This window comes from Fulvivirga kasyanovii (assembly GCF_009711405.1).
In the GTDB taxonomy this organism is placed as follows: domain Bacteria; phylum Bacteroidota; class Bacteroidia; order Cytophagales; family Cyclobacteriaceae; genus Fulvivirga; species Fulvivirga kasyanovii.
The window spans coordinates 1-24,072 of the sequence record NZ_SMLW01000592.1 but is presented as its reverse complement, the minus strand read 5'-3'; the positions used below and the strand labels follow the sequence as shown (position 1 = coordinate 24,072).

Annotated in this window: 20 protein-coding genes; 12 read left to right on the top strand and 8 right to left on the bottom strand. The window is 42.8% G+C overall.

From position 1 onward, the window contains the following. Positions 1-44 precede the first annotated feature (44 nt). Positions 45-383, top strand: coding sequence for a single-stranded DNA-binding protein (locus E1163_RS17160; RefSeq protein WP_155173684.1), 339 nt, complete (start codon positions 45-47; stop codon positions 381-383). 531 nt (positions 384-914) lie between these two features. Here E1163_RS17160 and E1163_RS17155 read toward each other — a convergent pair. Continuing rightward, on the bottom strand, positions 915-1,463 hold the full coding sequence (locus E1163_RS17155) for an ExbD/TolR family protein (RefSeq protein WP_155173683.1): 549 nt from the start codon (positions 1,461-1,463) through the stop codon (positions 915-917). A gap of 90 nt (positions 1,464-1,553) precedes the next feature. On the opposite strand from E1163_RS17155, the gene E1163_RS17150 reads away from it, so the two are divergent. The 3 genes from E1163_RS17150 to E1163_RS17140 are packed head-to-tail and all read left to right on the top strand — an operon-like array spanning position 1,554 to position 5,382. Next, entirely contained in the window at positions 1,554-3,548 is a 1,995-nt protein-coding gene (locus E1163_RS17150) for a BatA domain-containing protein (RefSeq protein WP_155173682.1), read from the top strand. A gap of 21 nt (positions 3,549-3,569) precedes the next feature. Further along, complete coding sequence (locus E1163_RS17145) at positions 3,570-4,841, top strand: dihydroorotase (RefSeq protein ID WP_155173681.1); 1,272 nt, start codon at positions 3,570-3,572, stop codon at positions 4,839-4,841. Beyond that, entirely contained in the window at positions 4,828-5,382 is a 555-nt protein-coding gene (locus tag E1163_RS17140; RefSeq protein WP_155173680.1) for a DUF4199 domain-containing protein, read from the top strand. The genes E1163_RS17145 and E1163_RS17140 overlap by 14 nt, the downstream gene beginning before the upstream one ends. A 382-nt stretch (positions 5,383-5,764) precedes the next feature. Here E1163_RS17140 and E1163_RS17135 read toward each other — a convergent pair whose 3' ends face one another. After that, positions 5,765-5,926, bottom strand: coding sequence for a DUF1328 domain-containing protein (locus E1163_RS17135; RefSeq protein WP_155173679.1), 162 nt, complete (start codon positions 5,924-5,926; stop codon positions 5,765-5,767). A 236-nt stretch (positions 5,927-6,162) separates the two neighbouring features. On the opposite strand from E1163_RS17135, the gene E1163_RS17130 reads away from it, so the two are divergent. Beyond that, on the top strand, positions 6,163-7,683 hold the full coding sequence (locus tag E1163_RS17130) for a tetratricopeptide repeat protein (RefSeq protein ID WP_155173678.1): 1,521 nt from the start codon (positions 6,163-6,165) through the stop codon (positions 7,681-7,683). Between the two features lie 15 nt (positions 7,684-7,698). Here the strand turns inward: E1163_RS17130 and E1163_RS17125 are convergent, their stop codons facing one another. After that, positions 7,699-8,289: a hypothetical protein gene (locus tag E1163_RS17125; RefSeq protein ID WP_155173677.1), complete on the bottom strand. Its 591-nt coding sequence runs from the start codon at positions 8,287-8,289 to the stop codon at positions 7,699-7,701. A 157-nt stretch (positions 8,290-8,446) separates the two neighbouring features. Between E1163_RS17125 and E1163_RS17120 the strand changes: the two genes are divergently transcribed. Further along, positions 8,447-9,184 carry a head GIN domain-containing protein gene (locus tag E1163_RS17120; RefSeq protein WP_155173676.1) on the top strand — a complete coding sequence of 246 codons (738 nt, stop codon included), beginning with the start codon at positions 8,447-8,449 and terminating at the stop codon, positions 9,182-9,184. Here E1163_RS17120 and E1163_RS17115 read toward each other — a convergent pair. Next, positions 9,168-9,611, bottom strand: a complete 444-nt coding sequence (locus E1163_RS17115) for a heme-binding domain-containing protein (RefSeq protein WP_155173675.1) — start codon at positions 9,609-9,611, stop codon at positions 9,168-9,170. The genes E1163_RS17120 and E1163_RS17115 overlap by 17 nt on opposite strands. A gap of 347 nt (positions 9,612-9,958) precedes the next feature. Between E1163_RS17115 and E1163_RS17110 the strand changes: the two genes are divergently transcribed. Both E1163_RS17110 and E1163_RS17105 read left to right on the top strand, forming a co-directional pair. Beyond that, positions 9,959-13,405: a pyruvate carboxylase gene (locus E1163_RS17110; RefSeq protein ID WP_155173674.1), complete on the top strand. Its 3,447-nt coding sequence runs from the start codon at positions 9,959-9,961 to the stop codon at positions 13,403-13,405. Between the two features lie 43 nt (positions 13,406-13,448). Next, entirely contained in the window at positions 13,449-14,159 is a 711-nt protein-coding gene (locus E1163_RS17105) for a pirin family protein (protein WP_155173673.1), read from the top strand. 17 nt (positions 14,160-14,176) lie between these two features. Here E1163_RS17105 and E1163_RS17100 read toward each other — a convergent pair whose 3' ends face one another. Next, on the bottom strand, positions 14,177-14,923 hold the full coding sequence (locus E1163_RS17100; RefSeq protein WP_155173672.1) for a lysophospholipid acyltransferase family protein: 747 nt from the start codon (positions 14,921-14,923) through the stop codon (positions 14,177-14,179). 83 nt (positions 14,924-15,006) lie between these two features. On the opposite strand from E1163_RS17100, the gene E1163_RS17095 reads away from it, so the two are divergent. After that, positions 15,007-17,832 carry a CHAT domain-containing protein gene (locus E1163_RS17095; RefSeq protein ID WP_155173671.1) on the top strand — a complete coding sequence of 942 codons (2,826 nt, stop codon included), beginning with the start codon at positions 15,007-15,009 and terminating at the stop codon, positions 17,830-17,832. 129 nt (positions 17,833-17,961) lie between these two features. On the opposite strand, the gene E1163_RS17090 is transcribed toward E1163_RS17095, so the two are convergent. Then, a complete protein-coding gene (locus E1163_RS17090; protein WP_155173670.1) occupies positions 17,962-19,509 on the bottom strand; it encodes an FMN-binding glutamate synthase family protein in 1,548 nt (515 codons plus the stop codon). A gap of 305 nt (positions 19,510-19,814) precedes the next feature. Beyond that, positions 19,815-20,573, bottom strand: coding sequence for a carboxypeptidase-like regulatory domain-containing protein (locus E1163_RS17085; RefSeq protein WP_155173669.1), 759 nt, complete (start codon positions 20,571-20,573; stop codon positions 19,815-19,817). Positions 20,574-20,698: 125 nt separating this feature from the next. Here E1163_RS17085 and E1163_RS17080 point away from each other — a divergent pair, with 125 nt between their 5' ends. The 3 genes from E1163_RS17080 (at position 20,699) to E1163_RS17070 (ending at position 23,293) form a co-directional block, all read left to right on the top strand. Beyond that, positions 20,699-22,474, top strand: a complete 1,776-nt coding sequence (locus tag E1163_RS17080; RefSeq protein ID WP_155173668.1) for an OmpA family protein — start codon at positions 20,699-20,701, stop codon at positions 22,472-22,474. Positions 22,475-22,482: 8 nt separating this feature from the next. Beyond that, positions 22,483-22,911 (top strand): VOC family protein, encoded by a 429-nt coding sequence (locus tag E1163_RS17075; protein ID WP_155173667.1) that lies wholly within the window; start codon positions 22,483-22,485, stop codon positions 22,909-22,911. A gap of 70 nt (positions 22,912-22,981) precedes the next feature. Further along, a complete protein-coding gene (locus E1163_RS17070) occupies positions 22,982-23,293 on the top strand; it encodes a GNAT family N-acetyltransferase (protein WP_155173666.1) in 312 nt (103 codons plus the stop codon). Positions 23,294-23,594: 301 nt separating this feature from the next. On the opposite strand, the gene E1163_RS31280 is transcribed toward E1163_RS17070, so the two are convergent. Beyond that, positions 23,595-23,957 carry a hypothetical protein gene (locus tag E1163_RS31280; RefSeq protein WP_155173665.1) on the bottom strand — a complete coding sequence of 121 codons (363 nt, stop codon included), beginning with the start codon at positions 23,955-23,957 and terminating at the stop codon, positions 23,595-23,597. Positions 23,958-24,072 lie beyond the last annotated feature (115 nt).

Below are 24,072 nucleotides of genomic sequence, written 5' to 3'. Positions count from 1 at the left end.
CAACTCATCAGAATAAAATTTATAAATATTAATTATTACATGACATGAAAAATTTAAGAAACAGCGTACAATTGATTGGTAGATTAGGTAAAGATCCCGAAGTTAAAAACCTTACAAGTGGAAAGACCGTGGCCACTTTTACGCTCGCCACTACCGACAGCTACCGCAACTCAAAAGGAGAAAAAGTTGAAGACACACAATGGCACAACATTGTAGCCTGGGGGAAAACTGCAAAAATAGCTGAAGAGTACCTGGAGAAAGGGCGGGAGGTAGCCGTACAAGGCAAACTGATCCATCGCTCATATGAAACCATAGATGGTGAAAAGAAATACTTCACCGAAATCAATATTAACGAAATCCTGATGTTTGGTGGCAAAAAGTAATTAAAACACTACATTTTCGCTCCCCGTGGCCTCGTCTCCCAACAGGCCACTAACACCTATCTGCATTCTCCCCTTTGGTTTCGTCAGCAGGGAGAATGTGGATATTCCCAATCCGTGGTTTCGTTCCTATTCCAATCCGTGGTCTCGTCCCTTTTCCCACCATCCCATGGTCTCGTCCCCTGATAGCCACCAACTATCCCGTAACTGTACTTAAGACGCCATAACAATAATCCCGTAGGGATAAACATATTTGTAGAATAGTCATTTCAGCCAGGTTGTCCTGTAGGGACAAAATCGGCAGGCCTTTGAGCCAATTGATATGTGGACATTACCAATTCCTTGTCCTATTCTATAGCCTAATATCCCGAATGAACACAACCCCGGCTTACCGCCCTGTGGTCTTGTCTACCCCTCCCGTGGTCTCGTCCCCAGACAGACCACAAGTACACACTCATCCCCTTACCGGCGACATCAACTCGATGGCTTCAACCCGTGGCCTCGTCCCCTGACAGGCCACTAACCACCCTAACATCAATTTGATGGCTCAGCAATAGAAATATTCATAGGCACACCCTTCCGACCCTTATCGTACAACCGCTTTTCGGCAGGTACATTAGACGACAGGTTACGATACTCCGCAGGCGTAATTCCGGCCCGTTGGGCATAGATTTCGTAATAAGCAGCCTTAACCTCATCCAGAGTTTTGATAAACATCTCCTGCGTAGTGCCCCGGTTGGTCTTGATAGAAACCACAGCTTTAGAAGAACTTTCACTCAGATCAATCAATTTGCCATTATTTAAAATGAAAGTTTTGATCTCCTCTCTCAACCCTGAAGTATTATCACGAGGCTCACCTTCAACCAGCAGCTTATCCTGAGAGTTGATCTGGATCTTGAATAAATTACGTTCATTAATCGGCACCATTTCAGTTTCCTGCCGGTCGGGAGGCAACAACAAACTGATGCCTTTGTCGTTTACAATGGTGGTGGTGATCATGAAAAAAATGAGTAGCAGGAAAGCGATGTCGGCCATAGAACCAGCGTTGACCTGTATTTGTTGACTGTTGTGTGAATTTCGCATGACTTTTTTATTTCCATAATCTTTTAAACAGTTAAAGTCACTTCAATTAATCTGCGTATGATTGATTGATTTTTTCTACTTTTGCAGCCAATGAATTTTCTATACCCACAATTCTTATACGCCCTTTTTGCCCTCTCCATTCCGATCATCATTCATTTATTTAATTTTAGAAAGACCAAAAAGGTATATTTCTCCAACACCCGCTTTCTGCAAAAAGTAAAAGAAGCCAGCAGCTCCAAGAGAAAACTCAAGCATTACCTCATTCTGGCCTCAAGGCTTTTGATGCTCTTCTTTCTCGTTATAGCTTTTGCTCAGCCTTTCTTTCCATCCGAAGAAGAAGCATCGGCACAGGGTAAGACCCTTATCTACCTGGATAATTCATTGAGTATGAACAATGAAGTGGATGAAGGCGTGTCCGCTTTTGATGAAGCATTACAATATGTCAATACTCTAACCGAACTCTACCCTACATCCGCCGAATACAAAATACTGACCAACGACTTCAATACCTACTCAGGCATCTACCAAAACAAAAAGGATGTTTCAGAGCTTACCACCGAATTGCGCATGACAGGAATTACCCGGTCGCTGGAAGAGATCAAAGAGCGGCTTGACTTGCAGGAAGGTGGCAGCTACGATGTTTACTGGATTAGCGATTTTCAGTCATCAACAGCAGGCGATGCGGAAGAGATACACTTCGACAGCACCTATAGTGTGAACCTCGTGCCTATGAATTTCACTTCCGTGAACAACGTTTTCGTAGACTCTCTCTACCTGGACAATCCCTTTCTTATAGGGGATGAAAAGTTAAAGCTGAATGTGGTACTCAAAAATATAGGCGTAGAGGAGGTCAATGACCTCATTGTCAAGGTTTATGTAGACGAAGTGCAGTCAGCCACCGCCAGTGTCAACATCAATCCTAACGATGTGGTGACAGCCACATTTGACCTGGCATTTAACATCGAAGGCAACAACCAGTGCCGCATCAGCTTTGAAGAATTTCCCGTTACCTTCGACAACGATTTTTACTTCACCATCAACGGAAGCCGGAAAATAGATGTATTGGAGATCAAAAGCAGTTCAGAGGTCACCCATGTTCAGAACGTGTTTGGCAATGAAGAATTATTCAATTTAAAAAGTATCAATTTTTCAAACCTCGACTACAGCCTGATTCCGGAGGCGGATTTAGTGGTGGTTAACGGACTGGAGAATATTGATCCTTCGCTGTCCATAGCGCTGAATGAGTACCTGGCCGGGTATGGAGATGTGGTTTTTATTCCCGCAGCGTCCCCCGATATTGCCAGCTACAGGCAATTATCAGGGCTCGGAAACCTCAGCCCGATGGACTCAGCCGGCAAAACTGCTCTGGCAACTCCCGATTTTAATGATCCTTTTTTTGAGAATGTCTTTGAGGAAACCAACAAAAGCTTTGCTATGCCCGAAGCTTCAGGCGTGATACAGTGGGGCAGGGACCGGACCGCTTTGTTGAAGTACAGTAATGGAATGCCATTCATGTCACAAATGAGAGGCAACGGAAACCTTTATGTGTTTGGTTCTCCGCTCAACATTCAATATACAAGCTTGCAGGCCCATGCTATTTTTGTACCCATCATGTACCGCATAGCCGCTCAAAGTGCTTCGAAGGAATCCAAACTATATTATTTCATTGATGACCCCCACATTAGCTTCAAAACAGATACACTTATAACCGACAATGTATTCAAGTTGAGAAGGGGAGAAGAGGAGATTATTCCCTCGCAGCGCATCTCTGGTAACAATGTGTCTATGGAAGTGCCAAGATTTACCCTGGGAGTAGGCTTTTATGACCTGGTGTTTGAAGGCAAAAAACTGACCACGCTAGCCTTCAATGCATCTCCTGCCGAGTCAGACCTGAGACAGTATACCACCGATGATCTTAAAAAGATATTTAAAGGTAAAGTAGACGTTTTTGAAGTGCAGGACAAAGAAAGCTTCAAGAGCTCTGTTGAAAGAAAATATATCGGACAACCCTTATGGAAATATGCCATTATCATTGCGCTCATATTTCTGTTAATGGAAGTTTTATTAATTAGGTTTTTACCATAATTTCATGTGTCTATAATACAAATGAAGAAGATACTACTAAAATCAGCCCAAGTAATTGACGAGTCGTCCCCCCATCATAACAAGACCGTAAATGTGCTTATTGATAAGGGAAACATCGCAAAGATCGGAAAGGAAACCCCGGATGCAGACAAAGTAATAGATGCTAAAGGAATGATACTTTCGCCGGGTTGGTTTGATATGCGGGCTTCATTTGGAGATCCCGGTTATGAGCATAAAGAAGATATTACCTCAGGCCTTGAAACTGCCACCGCAGGAGGCTTTACAGGCGTGGCGCTGCTTCCCAACAATAAGCCTGTAACACAGACTAAAAACGAGGTTAGCTACCTGAAATCCCGCAACGCAGGTTCAATAACCGAAATATTCCCAATCGGGGCTGTCTCCATAGATGCCAAAGGAGAGGAACTTACAGAGATGATAGACCTGCACCATGCCGGAGCAGTAGCTTTTTCTGACGGCATTCATCCCATTTGGCATACTGATATCCTGCTGAAATCATTGCAATACCTTCAGAAATTTGATGGCCTGCTCATCAACCTGCCCGAAGATACCCGGCTTAACCTGTTTGGTACTATGAACGAGGGTGTGAACAGCACCATGCTGGGCATGAAAGGTATGCCTAAACTATCCGAGGAGCTGATCGTGCAGAGAGACCTGGAGCTGCTACAGTATGCAGGAGGAAGGCTGCACTTTACCAATATCTCTTCTGAGAGATCGGTGGCTATGATCAAAGCAGCCAAAAAACGAGGACTGGAAGTGTCATGCGATATTGCAGCCTTTCAAACCGCTTTTGACGACAGTACCCTGAGTGGTTTTGATACCAACTTTAAGGTAAACCCTCCCTTTAGAGAGAAGAAAGACAACAAAGCCATGATCAAAGGCTTGCAGGAAGGCACCATTGAAGTTATTGTATCCAGCCATATACCTCAGGATGAAGAAAGCAAAAAGCTGGAGTTTGACCTGGCCGATTTTGGTATCATCAGTCTGCAAACCGTAGCCCATAACCTGTCCGTTTTGTCTGATTCTGTAGATATGGAATTGTTGATCAAAGCCGTAAGCCACAATCCCAGAAAGTTGCTGCGCTTGCCTGTGCCGACAGTGAAAGAAGGTGAACCCGCCAACCTTACACTGTTTGATCCTGCCCGTGAATGGGTTTTGAACAGTAAAAGCAACAAGTCAAGATCAAAGAACTCACCTTTCTGGGGCAAAGCCATTAAAGGAAAAGCAGTAGCAGTGTTTAACCAGGGAAAGCAATATATAGATGATACAATTTAACAGTATAAAGCCCATCTTTAAAATTCCCCTGAAATATGGTTTGATAGGCTCTCTCTTTGGTATCATCCTTATTGTAGTTCTGTTTTACTCCAACAGACATCCATTGCTGATACCACCCATGTTTGATTTCAGGATCATCCTGTTCGGTCTCTTTATATTCTTTGGTTTGAAAGAGTTCAGGGAATACCATAATGGAGGAATATTGAATTTCTGGCAGGGCATGGTGATCAGCTTTATCATGTATATGATGATAGGTATCGTAGTCGGCCTGTTTATTATAGCTTTTTCCAATCTCGTCCCCGAGTTCCTGGAAGGGTATATCACAGGTACAATTAAAGGTATGGAACTGGAAAAAAGCAGGTTGCTGACAGAAGGCAATATTACCATCTCAGAGGAAGAGTACAGCCGCCAGATGATGCTTTTAAAAGAAACCAGCCCGGCACTTCTGGCAGTCGACTACATCATAAAAAGCTGCTTCATAGGCTTTTTCCTGGCTATTATCATTTCAGTGATCCTGAGAAGAACAGAAAAAAGGTTTTGATAATAGGATGTCTTATATGCCCACTGGCCTTGGGACGTTGGGTAATAACAAGTCATACGAGCTAAATCGCAGCTTTACTAAACTTCTGAAAGTTTGGTAAAGCTTACCGTTCCTCAGTACCTGCTGAAGTGATTGCCACAATTCAAGCGTAAAGCCCTCTGTGGCGTGCCCATTGGCAGTGACACAAACTCCTTCCGACCTACGGTCACCTCTTTTAAGTGTGCAAGTGTTGAAAGGCGCAAATACTTTTTAACATTTAGGACAGAACCAAAAATATAAAAAGGCTGCTCTCAGTTTTCAGTGCGGAAAAGGAAAAAATTCATTTTCGCACTGAGAACCGGAATACAGCCTTTTAACTATTCTTTCTTGATCAATGGCTGGGTCAGCGCCTGACAGCACCAGCCAATAATGAAATAACAAACAATACCAGGAATATGAAAAACAGAATTTTAGCTATTCCTGCTGCCCCTGCTGCTATACCTCCGAATCCAAATAGAGCGGCTATCAGGGCTATTATCAAAAATATTACTGTCCACTTAAGCATAATTGAAATTTTGGTTGGTTATGTACAGGATATGGAAAATATTGCGCCAATCCAGCTCTTTTGAGTGTAATTATCTGATTTTCAAAACTTTATATACTGACCGTTGTTATTTGTTGAAATTCAGGGGTTTACCTATTGAGGATTAGTATGAATAAATTGGGTAAGGAAATACTCAAAAAATTACATACTAATAAATAACTGCGTTGTTTTAATAATTTTGTATTTTAATTCTAACCATGGCCAGGACTATAAAACATTGCTTGTTAGTAAGCTTTTTGTTATTCTTTTGCCCCTTTGTTCATTCTCAGGGAGACAAAATAGATAGTCTTTCCAAAATCTTAAAAAGCGTTGCTGAGGATACAGCAGAGGTTGATGTTTTGAATGAGCTGGCCTTTGCTTACCTCCATGTCAACCCCCCGGCTTCGCGGGATGATGTAAATATTGCTTACGAAGCGGCCCAAAGACTTAACTATGATAAAGGACAGGCTCAGTCACTTAATGTGTACGGGGGCCTTGAATGGGCATTGGGAAATTATAACCAGTCGCTGGAGTATTATCTTCAGTCACTTCAAATTTACCAGGCTCTGGACAAAGAGTTGCTTGTCGCTCAGGTAACCAATAACATAGGCGAGATATATAAGAAGCTTGGCGAAGTAGATAAATCCCTGACTTATCTGCTTAAGGCCATAAAACTACTCGAAAAACATGGACATCCTACACTGGGCTATGTGAATCTGGGGGAGGCTTACCTGATGTTAAATAACTCTGATTCAGCACTGTATTACTTTGAGAAGGCTTTGGAGAGTAACCAAGTAGAAAGAAATGTACAGTATGCAGCCTACGCTTATCATGGTATAGCAGAAGCTGAGCTTACACGTAATAATTACCAAGCCTCCCGTGAAAATGCAAATAAAGCTCTTAAGCTGAGGGTAAACAATCGTGACCATCGTGGGGCCAGCTACACCTACCTGCTTCTGGGGAAAATATATAATGCACTCAACCAATACGATAGCTCATTGTATTTCCATAACATGGCCCTCGCTGAGGCAGCATCAATTGGTGCGCGTGACATAGAGATGAATACCCTTGAAAGCAAGGCCAGGCTTTTTGCTGCCAATAACCTGTTTGACAGTGCATACCGGAGCCATATCCAACATACCCGGATCAGGAGTGAGTTGTTTACTGAGGAGAAATCTAACCAGATAGCCAGAATGCAGACTGAATTTGAAACAGAGCTGTTGAAAAAAGAAAATGAGGCGGCTGAAATAATGCTAAAGCAGAGAAATACGGTGATCATAGCGGTAGTAATGATGTTCATACTGGCTATAGCGGTTGCCGGGGCTTTTTACAAACAGAGGAAGATACAACAGGATGTAAACCGGCTTCTTGAGTCAAAGAATGAGCAGATACAAGCACAGTCGGAGGAAATCCAAACGCAGTCAGAAGAGGTAAGAAAACTTAACCAAAATCTGGAAAGGCTCAATCAGGATCTGGAAAACAAGATCAGGGCCCGAACACAAATACTAAAAGACCAGAATAAACTTTTGGCAGCCTATGCTCATAGCAATGCCCATGAGCTCAGGGCTCCCGTTGCCAGCGTGATGGGGCTGGTTAATCTGCTGGAGAGATCAAACCTCAAGGAAGGCGAACGGGAAATTGTAGACCATCTGATGAAATCTACCGAAGAGCTGGATGCCGTGATCAGAGAAATAAAGGAACGCCTTGAAAGCAATAATGACAGCCTTCTGGATGAATAAATGAATCCATACCCATCAAATTAAAACCAGTCTCTTTTTCGGTATAGGTTCCATAAGCTCGGGAGGAGGACCAAAATGCCTGTTGACAAAGCCGTCGAGTTCGTCTAAAGTCTTCTCTGACAAGAGATTAGCAATTTCATCAAGCGCCTGTCCACTGATGAGATAGGGCATCTGAGTCATTTCCAGGTGTTTGCCATTACAGTGGGCGTAGATTTGGAATTCGTTAAGCTCGGTTTTGTCAGAGCCCTTTACCATACATTCCTTCATCCATGCTTGCGGATTGTCCGGATTAGCCTGCATTACATTCATGCGCTGGTTAACATCAACATTTTCGGCAAAATACTTCTCAATGCTTTTCATGGATTCCTTTGAAATACGCTTGCGCATTTTCTCTGCGCAGGTAGCACAAATGGCATATTCGAAGATTACATCAAAAGCCTTGTAGCCCGGATATTTCTTTATGGCCTTTTCTATAAAATACTCCGTACCCTGATCCAAGAGAAACTTATCGCACTCTATACACCTTTCGAAAAGCCCTTGTTTGGAAAAGGAGTGAAAATCTGTGGGTATCTCAATTTTTGATGGGGTTGTGTTTTCCTCTTTCACGACACTATACTTTCAACTAACTATGTAAAATTAAAGTATTTAAAAGTTTATCAACAAACTTTGGCAACCTTATTTAACAGGCGCTGTCTTTAACGCTGAAAATGTACCTGATTAATTAATAACAGTGTTTATAGTCTGACAAATAAAAACCAAAAACATGAATTTACGGCTAAAGTTAACAACCACTACATTATCTCTGCTAATAACGCTCGGACTGTCCGGATGTTATATCGATATTGATGATGACGATTTTTGCGAGAGAGGCCGAGGAAGCACTACCACGAATACCCGAAGCCTGCCTGCCTTCACCGGGATAAGCAATTCTATGGATGCTGATATTTATGTCAGAAAGGGCAGTTTTTTTGAAGTGACCGTGCAGTCCAACCACAATATAATTGATGATATTTCAACCCATGTAAGTGGTGAGCAGCTTTATCTGGAGACCCGAAAATGCCTCAGGGATCACAATACCACTATTACCATAACCACTCCCAATCTTCGTTCCGTTTCTAACTTCGGCTCCGGCCACATTCACAGTGCTGACATTTGGGGCGCTAATCATATGAAATTGACATTGTCCGGCTCAGGAGAAGTTGAGCTGCCCGTTGACTGCGATAATCTGGACGTTACCTTGACCGGGTCGGGCAGTTTTGAGCTCTCCGGCTATGCCGGTCACCTCAGATCGGTCATCTCAGGGTCTGGTAATATCAATGCCTTCGCTTTAAGCACAAATACCTGTAGTGCAACCATTTCCGGCTCAGGTAACACCTTCATTCATGTAGCTGATAGCCTCACTGGCACCATTACAGGTAGTGGTAATATTTATTATCGGGGTTTTCCTGACACCATTGATGTAATAGTGTCAGGTAGTGGCCGGGTTATAAACCGGAATTAACCTTTGTGAGCCAGTTTATCAGAGCTGCTTTTTCATCAGCCGTTAAACTGGCTTCCCAATGTGCCAGCGTATAACTCGTCAGTGGCATTTCGCCTTCCTCAACCTCTTCTATCATTTCCTCCAGTTTATGTTTCTTACGCTTCAAAGACTGCTCGCCCCATGTCGAGTAGTTGAGGTGCTCCCGGCCTTCATCTATATGGCTGGCCAGCCACCAGGAGAGCGGGGCTACTTCTGAGTACCAGGGGTAGATGGTTTCATTAGAGTGGCAGTCATAGCAGGCTTTTACCAAAATATGTGATACAGCCTCCGGAGGTGATTCCAAGGCTATGAAGTCATTAGTTTTATTATATTCGGGTACAGACTTATCTATTCTGAAAAACTGCATGATGATCAATGCTGCCAGCAGGGTAAACAAAAAATATTTCATAGGTTTAATTTTTTTTCATAGCCTCTCAGTGGGGTAAACCTCAATAAAACCAGTTCGGAAATAGCAATCTTTTATAGGTGCCTAACTGATAGTGCTTTAGGTTTATTTTTTGTAAATATAATAACCTCAATCGATAGATTTTTATAGCTCTGACTAGATTTTGTGGAGGTGTTTCTGCAAAATTTACAAGAAGATATTGATTTAAAAAGCAAATTTTCTGCGTATTACAGTATTCGTTCGGGCAATTATAAGACTGATAAAAAAACTTTAACCAGAATTGATTCTCTTTGTTAAGACACTGTAATGTTTTAATTTTCCCCTGAGTATTTAATTTTTAAAGTATTTCAATGAACATCCAACTAAAGGAGATTAAAAAGTTAATGGTAGCCAATCGCGGAGAGATTGCTATCAGAATTTTAAGAGCAGCGACAGAGCTAAAGATCAGAACGGTTACTGTTTATACCTATGAAGACAGGTATTCCCTGCACAGGTATAAAGCCGATGAGGCTTATCAGATAGGAGCCGACAATGATCCGCTGAAACCTTATTTGGACATTGAAGAACTTATCGCCGTTGCCAAGCGCAATGACGTAGACGCTATACATCCGGGCTATGGGTTCCTTTCGGAAAATGTACGATTTGCTAAGAGGTGTAGGGAAGAAGGGATAATATTTATAGGGCCGGAGCCTGAAGTAATGAGTCAGCTCGGCGATAAGGTTGAAGCGAAGAAGATCGCTATCAAAGCCAATGTCCCCATTATCGAAGATAGTAAAGCCCAACTTACTACTACCGAACTTGCACTGAGCGAAGCCGAACGGATAGGTTATCCCGTTATGGTAAAGGCCGCGGCCGGTGGAGGTGGCAGAGGTATGCGTGTAGTAAGAAGCGCTGACCAGCTTAGTACGGCCTTTGAAGAAGCCAAAAAAGAAGCTGAAAAGGCTTTTGGCGATGATACTATCTTCCTTGAGAAGTATATCGATAACCCCAAACACATAGAGGTGCAGATCATGGGTGATAACTATGGCAACATAGTGCATCTGTATGAAAGGGATTGTTCAGTACAAAGAAGGTTTCAAAAGGTAGTGGAGGTAGCACCTAGTGTGACCCTGAGCCAGGAAACAAGAGATAAGCTGTACGGTTATGCGCTTTCCATAGCACACGAGGTAAACTATAACAACGTGGGAACGGTTGAGTTCCTCGTCGATGCTCAGGAAAATATATACTTTATAGAAGTAAACCCAAGGATACAGGTAGAGCATACCATTACAGAGGAAATCACAGGTGTGGACATTGTCCGTTCACAAATACTTATAGCCAAAGGTTACGATCTGGCAGACCCACGCATCTTTATTAAGAGCCAGGAAGATGTAAAATGCAATGGCTTCGCGATTCAGTGCAGGGTGACTACAGAAGATCCGACCAATAATTTTAAACCGGATTACGGTACCATTATCGCTTATCGCAGTGCCAATGGTTTTGGCATCAGGCTCGATGCCGGTAACTGCTACGCCGGTGTTACCATTTCACCGTTTTTCGATTCGCTGCTGGTGAAGGTCTCATCCTGGGGGCGTACCCTCAAGGGAGCTTCAGAGCGTTTGGAGCGGGCTTTAAGCGAATTTAGGGTTAGAGGTGTTAAAACCAATATCGGGTTCCTCCAGAATGTAATTTCGAATCCAACCTTCTATTCCGGTGAGGCTACCGTAAACTTTATAGCCGATCATCCTGAGCTTTTTGATGTGCCGAGAAGGCTCAACAGGGGTACTAAACTACTCAACTATCTCGGCAACCTGGCCGTGAATGGCAACCCTGATGTGAAGAGTGTTGATCCTACGAAGACATTCAGAGAACCTAAAATACCATCATTTGACCGCCTTGGCGGCTACCCTGAGGGTACTAAAGATAAGCTTACTGCCCTTGGAAGAGAAGGATTTGCCGAATGGCTTCGTAATGAAAAGAAAATCCACTTTACAGATACTACCTTCCGTGATGCACACCAGTCTTTGCTGGCTACAAGGGTACGGACGCTGGACATGATGCGCGTGGCTGAGGGCTTTGCCAAAAACCACCCCGATATTTTTTCTATGGAAGTATGGGGAGGGGCCACCTTTGATGTGTGTATGAGGTTCCTGCATGAAAACCCATGGGACAGACTGAAACTTTTGAGAAAGGCTATGCCCAACATCCTGCTTCAAATGCTGCTGAGAGGCTCAAACGGTGTGGGGTATAAGGCGTATCCTGATAACCTGATTGAAAAGTTTATTGAGAAGTCTGCCGAAACAGGTATAGACATATTCAGGATATTTGATTCACTGAACTGGGTAGAAGCTATGAAGGTGAGCATCAGGACGGTACGCGAACGCACTAATTCACTTGCGGAAGCCTGTATCTGCTACACCGGGGATCTTTATAACGAAAATACTAAATATAACCTGCAGTATTACCTTGACCTTGCCAGGCAACTGGAAGATGAGGGCGCCCATATATTGGCCATTAAAGATATGGCAGGTCTATTGAAGCCAAGAAGTGCCAAATTACTGATCAGCGAGCTTAAGAAAGCCACTGATCTGCCTATACATTTACACACCCACGATACTTCAAGCATACAGTGTGCTACCTATTTTGAAGCCATCAATGCAGGTGTGGATGTGATAGACGTGGCCATCAGCTCTATGTCAGGGCTTACCTCACAGCCTAATTTCAATTCCATTGTCGCCGGACTTGAAGGGCATGAGCGTGAACCTGATTTTGACTTGAAATCGCTCAATAAGTATGCAAATTACTGGGAAGATGTACGGGAATTTTACTACCCGTTTGAGTCGGAGCTTAAAGCAGGTACTGCTGAGGTTTATGAGCATGAGATCCCAGGCGGGCAGTACTCCAACTTAAGGCCACAGGCAAGAGGTCTCGGGCTGGAAGATAAGTTTTCGAAAATAAAGGAGAATTATGCTGCTGTAAACGATCTTTTTGGCGATCTTGTAAAAGTGACGCCCTCTTCAAAAGTAGTAGGGGATATGGCCATGTTTATGACGTCCAATAACCTTACTCCAGAGGATATCCTGACTAAGGGACATACCCTGTCGTTTCCGGAATCGGTAGTAAGTTTATTTAAAGGCGAGCTGGGACAACCTCCGGGCGGGTTCCCTAAAGAACTGTCGGAGATCATCCTGAAAGGGGAAAAGCCCTTTACAGACAGGCCCAACGCTCACCTGGAGCCGGTAGATTTCGATAAGGAGTTTAAAGAGTTTCAAAAAGAATTTGACCCTTATTGTGATGAGCTGGATTTTCTGTCGTATAAATTATACCCCAAAGTGTTCAAAGGGCTGTATGATCATTGGCAGAATTACGGAGAGGTATGGAGATTGCCTACATTATCATTTTTCTACGGTCTCAAGAACGATGAGGAGATTTTTGTGGAAATTGGTAAAGGAAAAGCTATCATCATTAAAAAACTTTACAAATCTGCTCCGGATGAGAATGGTATTTGCAAGGTTTACTTTGAAATGAATGGCCAAACCCGGGTTCTGGAAGTTAAAGACAGAAGCTTCAAGTCCGATAAAGTAGCTTATGCAAAAGCTTCCGGCGAAAAGCAGATTGGAGCGCCGTTGATGGGTAAAATTGCAGAGGTAAAAGTAAAGGAAGGTGAAGAGGTAAAGGAAAATTCACCACTTTTTGTGATTGAAGCCATGAAGATGGAAACATCAATCAGCGCACCATTTGATGGTAAAATAAAGAAAATCTATATTCCTGCCGGTGAAATGGTAGAGCAGGATGATATGGTAATAGAGATGGAGTAACGGAATTTTTGTTTCCGTTACTCATATAACAAATATTAGTAACATGGAAACAATAATACACAAAGCCGAAACAAGGGGAAAAGCCAACCACGGTTGGCTGAATACCCACCACACTTTCAGTTTTGGGAGTTATACTGACCCCGCCCGAATGCAGTTCGGCATGCTCCGTGTTTTAAACGACGACATTGTGTCTGCTGGAGCTGGCTTTGGTATGCACCCCCATAATAACATGGAGATTGTTTCCATACCACTTTCCGGAAGCCTTGAGCACCGGGATAGCATGGGAAACACAACTCAGGTGATCCGTGCCAATGAGGTGCAGCTTATGTCAGCGGGTAATGGTATACTTCATTCGGAGTACAACCATAGTAAAGAAGAAGTTGTAAATTTTCTGCAGATCTGGGTATTGCCTAAAGTGAAGGATGTAAAGCCGCGGTATCAGCAGAAGCTTTTTGACCCTGCCGATCGTATTAACCGAATACAAACCATTGTAAGCCCGGAAAAAGGTGACACCCTACAAATTAACCAGGAAGCCTATTTCTCACTGGGCAATTTAAAAGCCGGCTTTGAAACAAACTACAAATTACATGGTGATCACCATGGTGTATATGTTTTTGTCATAGAAGGTGAGGCAGAAGTGGCAGGTGAACCACTAGGAAGAAGAGATGGCATTGGTGTATGGGAAACTAACGAAGTGACTATGCGGGCAACTGGTGACGCTGAATTACTCCTGATCGAAGTCCCCATGGTGTAGTAAGTCTGTTAGCAATGTTATCTGTTTTTGGCTTCCCTTTCTACAATGGCTTTCATTTCATTGAAAACCTTTTCCTTTAAAAACGGCAGATCTGATAATGAATACCCACTGGTATCCACCTCTTCACCAAAGATCACTTTTATTTTTCCGGGTTTAATATTCAAAGAATTGGGAGGCATAAGTCTGCCTGCATTGGTGATGACAATCGGCATAATAGGGGCGCCGGCTTCAACAGCTATTCTAAAAGCACCGTCATAGAAAGGCTGCAAAGGCTGATCTGTCCTGTTTTGTGTTCCTTCCGGGAATATTAGAATAGATATACCTTCTCCCAAAACCTGTTTTAGTTTCTTTACACTCTTTTTTCTGCTTTCCGTGCTGGATCTGTCCACTATAACGGCAGCAACACGGACGATCCAACCAAAAACCGGGATTTTAAGCAGTTCCCTTTTTGCCAGGGGGCGGAACTGCGTAGGCACACCAAGGCAGAGGCCGGGTACGTCTAAAAAAGAAGTGTGATTGGAGGTATATATGTATGACTTATTTCGGTTGACATTGTTGGCATTGACCACTTCATATTTAATGAAGTTGAGTTTACTGAAAATCCATGACCACGCCCTCAGTCCAAAGTAGGTTATGCTGCCGTACTTTTCACCTAACAGGATAGGGAAGATGATGATGGGCAGGAGTATGAGCATAAAGGAAGTGAAAACCAACAATACCCAACCAACGTATATCTTTGATGCTATTTGCTTTAGTGCTTTCATAGGGGGCGCCAAATTACAAAAAGCTTTTTAATTATAATTAATGAATATCTTTTTCTATCTTTTAATACAATTTTTCATAAAAAATGAGATACGTCTATATAGTGGTTTTATGCATCTCTTTTGTAGGATATGCTTCCGTAGGTTATGGGCAAATAGGTAAATTGTTAAAAGACAAAGCCAAAAACTTTGTGACGGGGGATGGTTTGACCATGCTAAAAGATGCAGCTTCTCAAAAACTGGAGGAGGCCCGCAATAATTTTGATTCTACCAGCTTTAGCTACGCCATTTCACTAAATGATAACGCTGACCTTTACGATGTTAAAGAAAAAGGGGAGATCTTTTTAAAAGCCTATACCAATCTGGGTAAAGAAGAGGCAGAAAAGGAGGAGCGGGAAAAGGCACGTGACCTGTTGGATAAAGGTGAAGGGTTATATGCCAGTGGCTATTATGCCATGGCAGAGAAGGTGTTGCTTGCTTCCAAAATAAAATACGAAGCGAATGAACTGAAAGAGGACATCAATTATCCTAAAGTACTTTCCACACTAGGCCTGCTTTATAGCACAATGGGCAGGTATACTACGGCCGAGGAATATATTTTAAATGCGCTGGAATTAAGAAAGGACAATAAAAGCAGTCATGGAGCTTCATTGAACAATCTGGCTGTTCTCTATAAAGAGACTGGGAAATACAATGAATCGGAGAAACTGATAAAAGAGGCATCGGAAGAACTGAAATCAGCCCATAACAGGGAGAGTATGCCCTATGCCATAGCTTTGAATAATGAAGCCATGCTCTATCAGGCTATGGGACGATATGAGCAGGCAGATGTCATACTTCGTGAAGCGATAGACATATCGGCCAATTTGCAGAATGAAAAGTCCGGTAACCACCAAAAATTCCTGACCAACCAAGCCCTGCTTTACCAGGAAATGGGCAAATATGAACAAGCGGAGAGTTCATTTAAAGCACTGATCAAGTTGAAAGAACGAAGGTTTGGAAAGAGGCACCCCGATTACGCACATATGCTTAATAATCTGGCCGCACTTTATATGCAGATGGGTAAATACGATGAGGTTGAACCTTTGCTGAAGGAAGCCATTGAAATCTATGAAAGGAAGTTTGGCAAGGAACACCGGCTTTATGCCAGCGCCATCAGTGATTTGGGAAATTTTTACCGGTTTAAAGGAGACTACGAGGCTTCAAAGCCATTGCTGACCGAAACCTTGTCCATCCGTGAGAAAATACTTGGCGATAAGCACCCGCAATATGTACAATCGAAAGAGAACCTTGCCATCCTCTATTGGAAAATGGGTGACCGGGTTGAGGCTGAGAAGCTGTATACTGCTTCATTGGATCAATCACTTTCTTTTATCAACCAGTACTTCCCGCCCATGAGTGAAGCTGAGAAAACAAAGTATTGGGACAAGCTCCGCCCCAGGTTTGAAAGGTTCTATTCTTTTGTAGCCGAAGTGCCTGATGACAACGGAGCCTTGCTTCTGCGTGCGTACAATTATAATGTGGCTACAAAAGGCTTGTTGCTCAAGTCCACGAATAAAATAAAGCAGAAAATCCTTAGCGGTAGTGATGAGGAATTGAAGAAACTATACCTGAATTGGCTGGATCAGAAGGAAACCCTGGCCAGATTGTATTCTTACTCACGCGAGGAATTACAAGAACAAAACATTAACAGGGATTCACTTGAAAAAGTGGTGAACAACAATGAAAAGCTGCTTTCTCAGAAGTCAGAAGTATTCTCAGGGGAGTATGCAGCAAACTCCGTGGAGTTTAAAGACGTGCAGCAAAAGCTCAAGCCGGGAGAGGTAGCCCTCGAGTTTGTCAGGTTCAGAGGCTTCGATAATACCTTTACCGATAAAGCAAGGTATATCGTTTTTGCAGTTACTAAAGAAGCCAATGTGCCTAAAAAAGTGCTGCTGGAAAATGGAGAGCAGCTTGAAGGCCGTTACTTTAAATATTATAACAATGCCATTCATCAAAAGCTGGCTGACGAATATTCTTACAACCAGTATTGGGCTCCCATAGAGCCCTTGGTAAAAGGAGTTAAGCAGGTCTACCTGTCTCCTGATGGTATTTACAATCAGCTAAGCCTCAATGCCCTGAGAAAACCTTCCGGGGATTATTTGATGAACGATCATGACTTCCACATCATCGGTAGCACCAGAATGCTTGTAGAGCATAAACCAAATAACTTCACTGCCAGGTTGGCCTGTCTGGTAGGTTATCCGCAGTATGGAGGTGACATACCGCCGTTACCAGGAACCAAAACAGAGATAGCTGGTATCAGTAAAATGCTGGCAGCCAAAGGTTATAAAATAGCCACCTACAGTGATGTAAAAGCTACTGAAACCAACTTCAAGGCTATAACTGATGTTAAAATACTACATGTGGCTACCCACGGTTATTTTTTGGAAGACCACCAGCTAAAAGGAAGCAAAGTTTTCGGGATCAGTACCGAAAGTGCCAGGGACAATCCTTTGCTCCGGGCAGGCCTGTTGCTGACCAATGCCGGAAATGAGGTTAGCGGCGAAGCAAACGAAAGCCTTGAAAGCAAGGATAACGGAATACTTACTGCATATGAGGCCATGAATATGTCTTTGGATAAAACAGACCTTGTGGTGCTGAGTGCCTGCGAAACGGCAGTGGGTGATGTAAAGGCCGGTGAAGGTGTATACGGATTGCAGCGGGCATTCCTGGTCGCGGGAGCCAATGCCATCATTATGAGCCTTTGGAAAGTGGATGACAATGCTACTCAGGAGCTAATGACAAAGTTCTATAACAACTGGCTCAAGACGGGCAACAAACAGCAAGCTTTTAAAGCTGCCCAGGTTGAGTTAAAGAATAAATATAAGGAACCTTATTACTGGGGAGGATTTATTTTAATTGGAAGCTGATTATTTGGCTAAGTGTGTCAAGGTGAGTAAATTTATGGTAATCAAATAAAAAAATGTATAACCTCTTTGCTTGCATGAGGCTGCTCTGAAAGGCAGCCTCATTTTTTATCACCTGGAGAAGCCTCTTTTTTAACCCACAACAGTTTCAAAAGTATTCAAAAATTCCCCTTCCTGCACATCGGGGTAAATTTCATTGTACTTCATTACCTGATTCATGGCTACCCGCCGGTTAATGTGTTCGCGTTTTAAGCCGGACGGTGAGTTTACTCCTGTAGCAGCCATTAATTCGGTAAAGCTCTTCACCGTTTCGTGATGGAAGTTAGCTACCCGCTGTGCTTTATCCTTTACCACCAATCCCTTCATTAAGGTTTTGTTCTGGGTTGCCACCCCGGCGGGGCAGGTGTTTGTGTTACACTGCAGGGCTTGGATACAACCTGTGGCCATCATCATGGCCCTTGCACTGTTGACCATATCAGCTCCTATGGCTATCAATCTGGCGATGTGAAACCCACTGAATACTTTTCCTGATGCTATAACCTTAATATCCTTTTTCAGGTCATATCCTTTCAGTGTATCAATGGCAAAAATGAGCGCATCCCTCAAGGGCATGCCAAGGGAATTTGAAAATTCTATAGGAGCAGCACCCGTTCCTCCTTCACCGCCATCTATGGTAATAAAGTCGGGCCTAATGCCAGTCGTGATCATGGCTTTACAGATGTCGTCAAATTCAGATTTTTTACCAATACACAATTTGAACCCAACCGGCTTGCCTCCTGATAACTCTCTCAGTTGCTTTATAAAATACAATAGGCCGTAAGCATCTTTAAAAGCGGTATGTCCCGGAGGAGAGTGAACATCGGTATGTGGCTCTACCAAACGGATTGCTGCAATCTCTTCGGTGTTTTTAACAGCCGGTAATATTCCACCGTGCCCGGGCTTGGCACCTTGTGAGATTTTAATTTCGATCATTTTTACATTATCAAGCGTTGCCGTGAGCTTAAACTTGTCCGGGCAAAATGTTCCCTTGGTTCTGCATCCAAAATAACCCGTTCCGATCTGCCATATCAGATCACCACCTGGCTGGGAGTGGTAGGGACTAACTCCTCCTTCGCCTGTATTATGGGCAAAATTCCCTATTCTTGCTCCTGTATTCATGGCTAATACAGCATTTTGGCTTAGCGCTCCGAAGCTCATGGCGGAAATGTTTAATATACTGGCAGAATATGGCTTTGAGCAGTCTTTTCCTCCTACTAAAACCCTTGGCTCATGATCCAGGTCGGCATGATTGATGGCATATATCGAATGATCCATCCATTCATAACCTACTTTATAAACATCCAGTTGTGTGCCGAACGGAGTGGTGTCAGTTACTTTTTTTGCCCGTGAATATACCAGCGAACGAAATAACCTGTTCACAGGGCGGCCTTCGGTATCCGTTTCAACAAAATACTGCATTATTTCCGGCCGGAATCTTTCAAGAAGATACCTGAAGTTTCCTACAACAGGGAAGTTTCTTTTTATAGCATGCTTTTTTTGGAAGATGTCACTAATGCCTACCAAAACAATGGGACAGACCGGAACCAGGAGCCACAAAACCGGAGGCCAAATAAAGTAGATTGCCCCTATGCCCCCTAAAATTAGAATAGTTGATGTTATGAAAATCTGTCTGGCTTTCATTGAAATTTAAATTATATGTATTCTTTACGTTACTGTTCAAGTTCGTAGCTCAAAATTGAGATGAAGCAGATAGATGGAAGTTTATAGTGCTATTGTAAGGCACTGAGACTAAACAATGATACCCAGCCTGCGAGACGGAACATAGCAATTCTACGGACTAACCGGTTTAATTGCTTTTCTGGCAGTCATGCTGGCCTGTAAAGTCAGCATAGAACTAACAGATAACCATCTTCTGGCTGACACATCATTAAATTCCTAAAATTGAGTTCCCAGGGGCGTCAGGAAGTGATTAGAAAACACAAAAGTTATTTATCCTCTTCAACGGCCTCAAAATCTTTAAGGCATTGGTTTACAGCTACAGCAATTTCGTATTCCGTTGCGCGGCCTATAAATGAATCTTCCAGTTTACAGAAGCTCATAAATTCATCTACCTTATCTTCTGGCAGGCCGGTAAGTTCGATTACCACACTCTCGTTATATTTTGCTTTGATCAGGTTTTGAAAATTATCCTGTTGCTGATATTCTGCAAGCTTCTTTTGTTCTTTAACCTCCCTGCTGAATTTGCTATGTAGAAAAGATATGGGGCTCAATACACCAGGTTTAACTTCCTTGGTAGGTCCATAGTAAAATCCTGGCAGTTGTATTCCTTTTTTCTCCGACTCTATGGGTACATCCATGGCAATCATAGCTTTTTTCAGGGCAGCTTCATCCTTGTATGCAAAAACCTTAACAGGTTGAAGTTCCATAGTGGAGGTATTCAATTCGATAGTGACATTGATCCTGTTAGTGGTCACTTGCTCTTTTAAGGTAAACATATATGGTTCGAAACCTATTGCAGAAAACTGAATGGTATCCGATTTGGACATCTTGATCCAGAATCTGCCCTCTGTATTACTTACAGTGCCTTTGCCGAGGCCTCTGTTAACAATGTGCACATAAGGAACAGGCTCCTTCGTATCAGCTTCTAAGATGGTACCGATAATCTCTATGTCTTTATCCTGTCCAAACACTGTGGCAGATGAACAGAGTATAAGGATGAGGATGGAAAATATTTTATTGGTCATAATTGGAAATACGCAAAGTTAACGTAAAGGATTCCAATAATATTACATCTTTTGCCTTAATCTGGGAAAGTTGGGTTTATTTGAAGTTGTAAATTTTTATATTTACCTCATAAAATCCATCCATAATGAAGAAAATACAATTACTAATTTTTTTATTGGTCTATAGTTTAATTGGTTTTAGCCAGGAATATAACGAACGTTATGAACTGGTGAATTTAGGAAGGAAAGTGAATACAGGTTATCATGAAGGGGCTCCCGTGATCTCCGCTGACGGTAAAACCCTGTACTTTTTTGTTCACAACCATCCGGACAATACCTACGGAAAAGAGGGTAGCCAGGACATCTGGTACTCTGAGTTGGGGCCTGACGGTGAGTGGGGAGAAGCAAAGCACATGGATAAGCCGCTTAACCAGCACCATTCCAATCAGGTATTTACAGTTATGCCGGATGGCAACACACTTTTTATCAGAGGAGGATCTTCCCGTAATTCCAAAGGCTTTTCTTTTACCCGTATGAGTGGCGGAGAGTGGGGCAAACCTGAGGAGATCAAAGTAGAAGACTTTAAAAACATGAACAAAGGGAAGTTTTATGGTGCCACCATGTCCTCAGATGGCAAATACATGATCTTGTATTTGAGCGAAAAAGAAAATAGCACTTTTAGTGACCTTTATTTTAGCAAATCCCTCGGTAACGGCGACTGGTCACGGCCTGTAAAGTTGCCTGCCAATATCAATACTTCCAGAGATGAGTTTGCTCCATACCTGGCTCCGGATAATAAGACGATGTACTATTCCAGCACCAGAAAGGATATGGGGATAGGCAATGCCGATATTTACAAAACCGTAAGGCTTGATGATACATGGCTCAAGTGGTCTAACCCTGTTAATGTAGGCCGGCCTTTGAATACCCGTGCGTTTGATTCTTATATGTCGATAGACAATTCCGGAAATGTATTTACAGCCCAGTCGGGTAATACCATAGATGGTGGTAACCTTGATATTTTCGGACTAAAGGAGAAAGATATAAAGATCCGGTTGAGAGGGATTGTTCTTGATGAGAAGAGCAGGTCAGGTGTTATAGCCTCTCTGGCCATCGGACGTGGCAATGAGACGGATACACTTATTTCAAGTTCGGGGGACGGAAGTTACCAGACCCAGTTAACAGGTGAAGGCAACTACCACATCAGAGTGAGTGCAGATGGCTACTATCCCGATGAGGCTCAATTGTCAATAAAAGATGTTTTTAGAGATACTACGGTGATACAGGATTTCATGCTCAAGCCTGTAAAGCGTAATGCACTGTTGACAGGTACGGTGTACAATGCAAAAACAGAAGAACCGCTGGCGGCCAAGGTAGTGGTGACACACAAGAGGGATAAAAAAGCAGGCTTTAAAGCAGATGCACCTAAAGGCTACTTTGAAAAGGAACTGGAGAAAAAAGGGTGGTACATTATTACAGCCTCTTCCGAAGGGTTTCTCAATGCCACGGATAGTGTCAACAATGCTGATGATGGCAGCCTGCTGAATAAGGACCTTTACCTGACACCCATTGAGGTAGGTACTACAGTGAGGTTGAATAATATATTTTTCGATTTTGACAAGACCACACTGAAATCCGAATCGTACGTGGAACTTGACAAAGTGGTGGATTTTCTGAATAACAATTCGTCAGTCGAGATTGAGATTGCCGGACATACAGATAGCAAAGGCTCTGATGATTATAACCTTAACCTATCTCAGGGCAGGGCCCAGGCAGTGGTTGACTACCTGATTGGTCAGGGTATCGACGAATACCGCCTGGTAGCAAAAGGTTATGGAGAAACCGTACCGCTCGAAACCAATGATACAGATGAAGGCCGGGCAGTTAATCGTCGTGTGGAGTTCACCGTATTGAAAAAATAACCAGTTGCATGGAGCAAAGACTTTCTATCATTACCCTTGGGGTGAAAGACCTTAAGGAAGCTGAGCAGTTTTATACTGAAAAATTTGGATGGAACAAGGCCGAAGAAAGCAACGAGAACATAATTTTTATGCAACTCAACGGCATAAAGCTTGCTTTATATGCCAATGCCGCACTGGCCGAGGATGCTAATGTAGAATACAAAGAAACCGGCCACGGCTCTTATAAAGGCTTTACATTAGCTTTCTGCACCCGAACCGAACAGGAGGTGGACGAGCTGTTCGAAAACTTTGAAAAGCAAAATGTTAATATAGTCAAAAGACCGGAAAAGGTCTTCTGGGGTGGTTATAGCGGATACATCGCAGACCCCGATGGCAATTTGTGGGAGATTGCTTTTAATCCTTACCTGCAGATCGATGAGGTAGGGAATATTAAGTGATCTTTAAAATCTGATCCCTATGCAGATCCGGTAATTTCAAATTACCGGATCTGTTTTTATATACCTGATTATGAAAACGGAAGTCATATCAAAGAATAACCTTGAGCCTCTCACCCAACTGGCTTTGAAGCTATGGCCGGAGTGCAACTATCAGGAGGAATTTGATAACTGTCAGCAGGTACTGTACTCCGATGGCCAGACGGCTTTTCTGGTAAAGAATGGAGAGGCTGATTATATTGCTTTTATAATGCTTTCATTAAGGAAAGACTATGTTGAAGGCACTACATCATCGCCGGTTGGTTATGTGGAAGCAATCTATGTAAAGCCTGAGTATCGAAGGTCAGGTATAGCAAAAGACCTGATGGCAACAGGTGAAGCCTGATGTAAAGATATAGGCTGTAAGGAAATGGCCTCAGACACAGAACTGCACAATACAAACAGCCAGAAGTTTCATGAACGTTACGGTTTTAGTGAAGCCAGTCGCATTGTTTGCTACGTCAAAAAACTAAGTTAATTTTCTTCTAGTGTTGAGTTAAGTGTACTGTGCCATATAAGTTGCAGTTATTTTTGTTCCAGGCAACGCAAAAAATATGAGCATAGCCGTAGCTACGTAAGTATTTTTTAAGGCAGCATGGGACAAAAAGAACAAAACTTGGTATGGCTAAAGTATGCTTAACTTAACACTAATCCACATACTCTTGCTTTTTTACCAAAGCAAAAAAATCATTGTCGATAGGCAGGTAACCATACTCATAGCAGAAGTAGTAAATGGCACCTGCTTTTGTGGTATAGGTGTTGGTAAAATAGTTGAAGTCAAACCCTTTTTCAAAAAGCTTATTCCGGTGGGTTTTTGATTTACCGTTGGGGTTCAGGTCCATCAAAATGCGACGGTTCTTACGAAGGATGTTATTGACGTTGCGGATGTAGTTGGTGCCGTCACTATTCAATTTGTTATTGTAGGAGTTTCTGCATTGGTCAGAGCAGAATTTTTTATCTACCCGACCGAATATTTTTGTCCCGCATTCGAGACAGGTTTTTTCTTGCATTCTATAAGATATTGTTTTTAACTGTTTATCCGTTTGTAAACGCTTACAAGCGTAAGTTAAATGAATACAAGCGTTTATCATACGATTACCGCTTTTTTCTTGCCTTTCCTTTGTG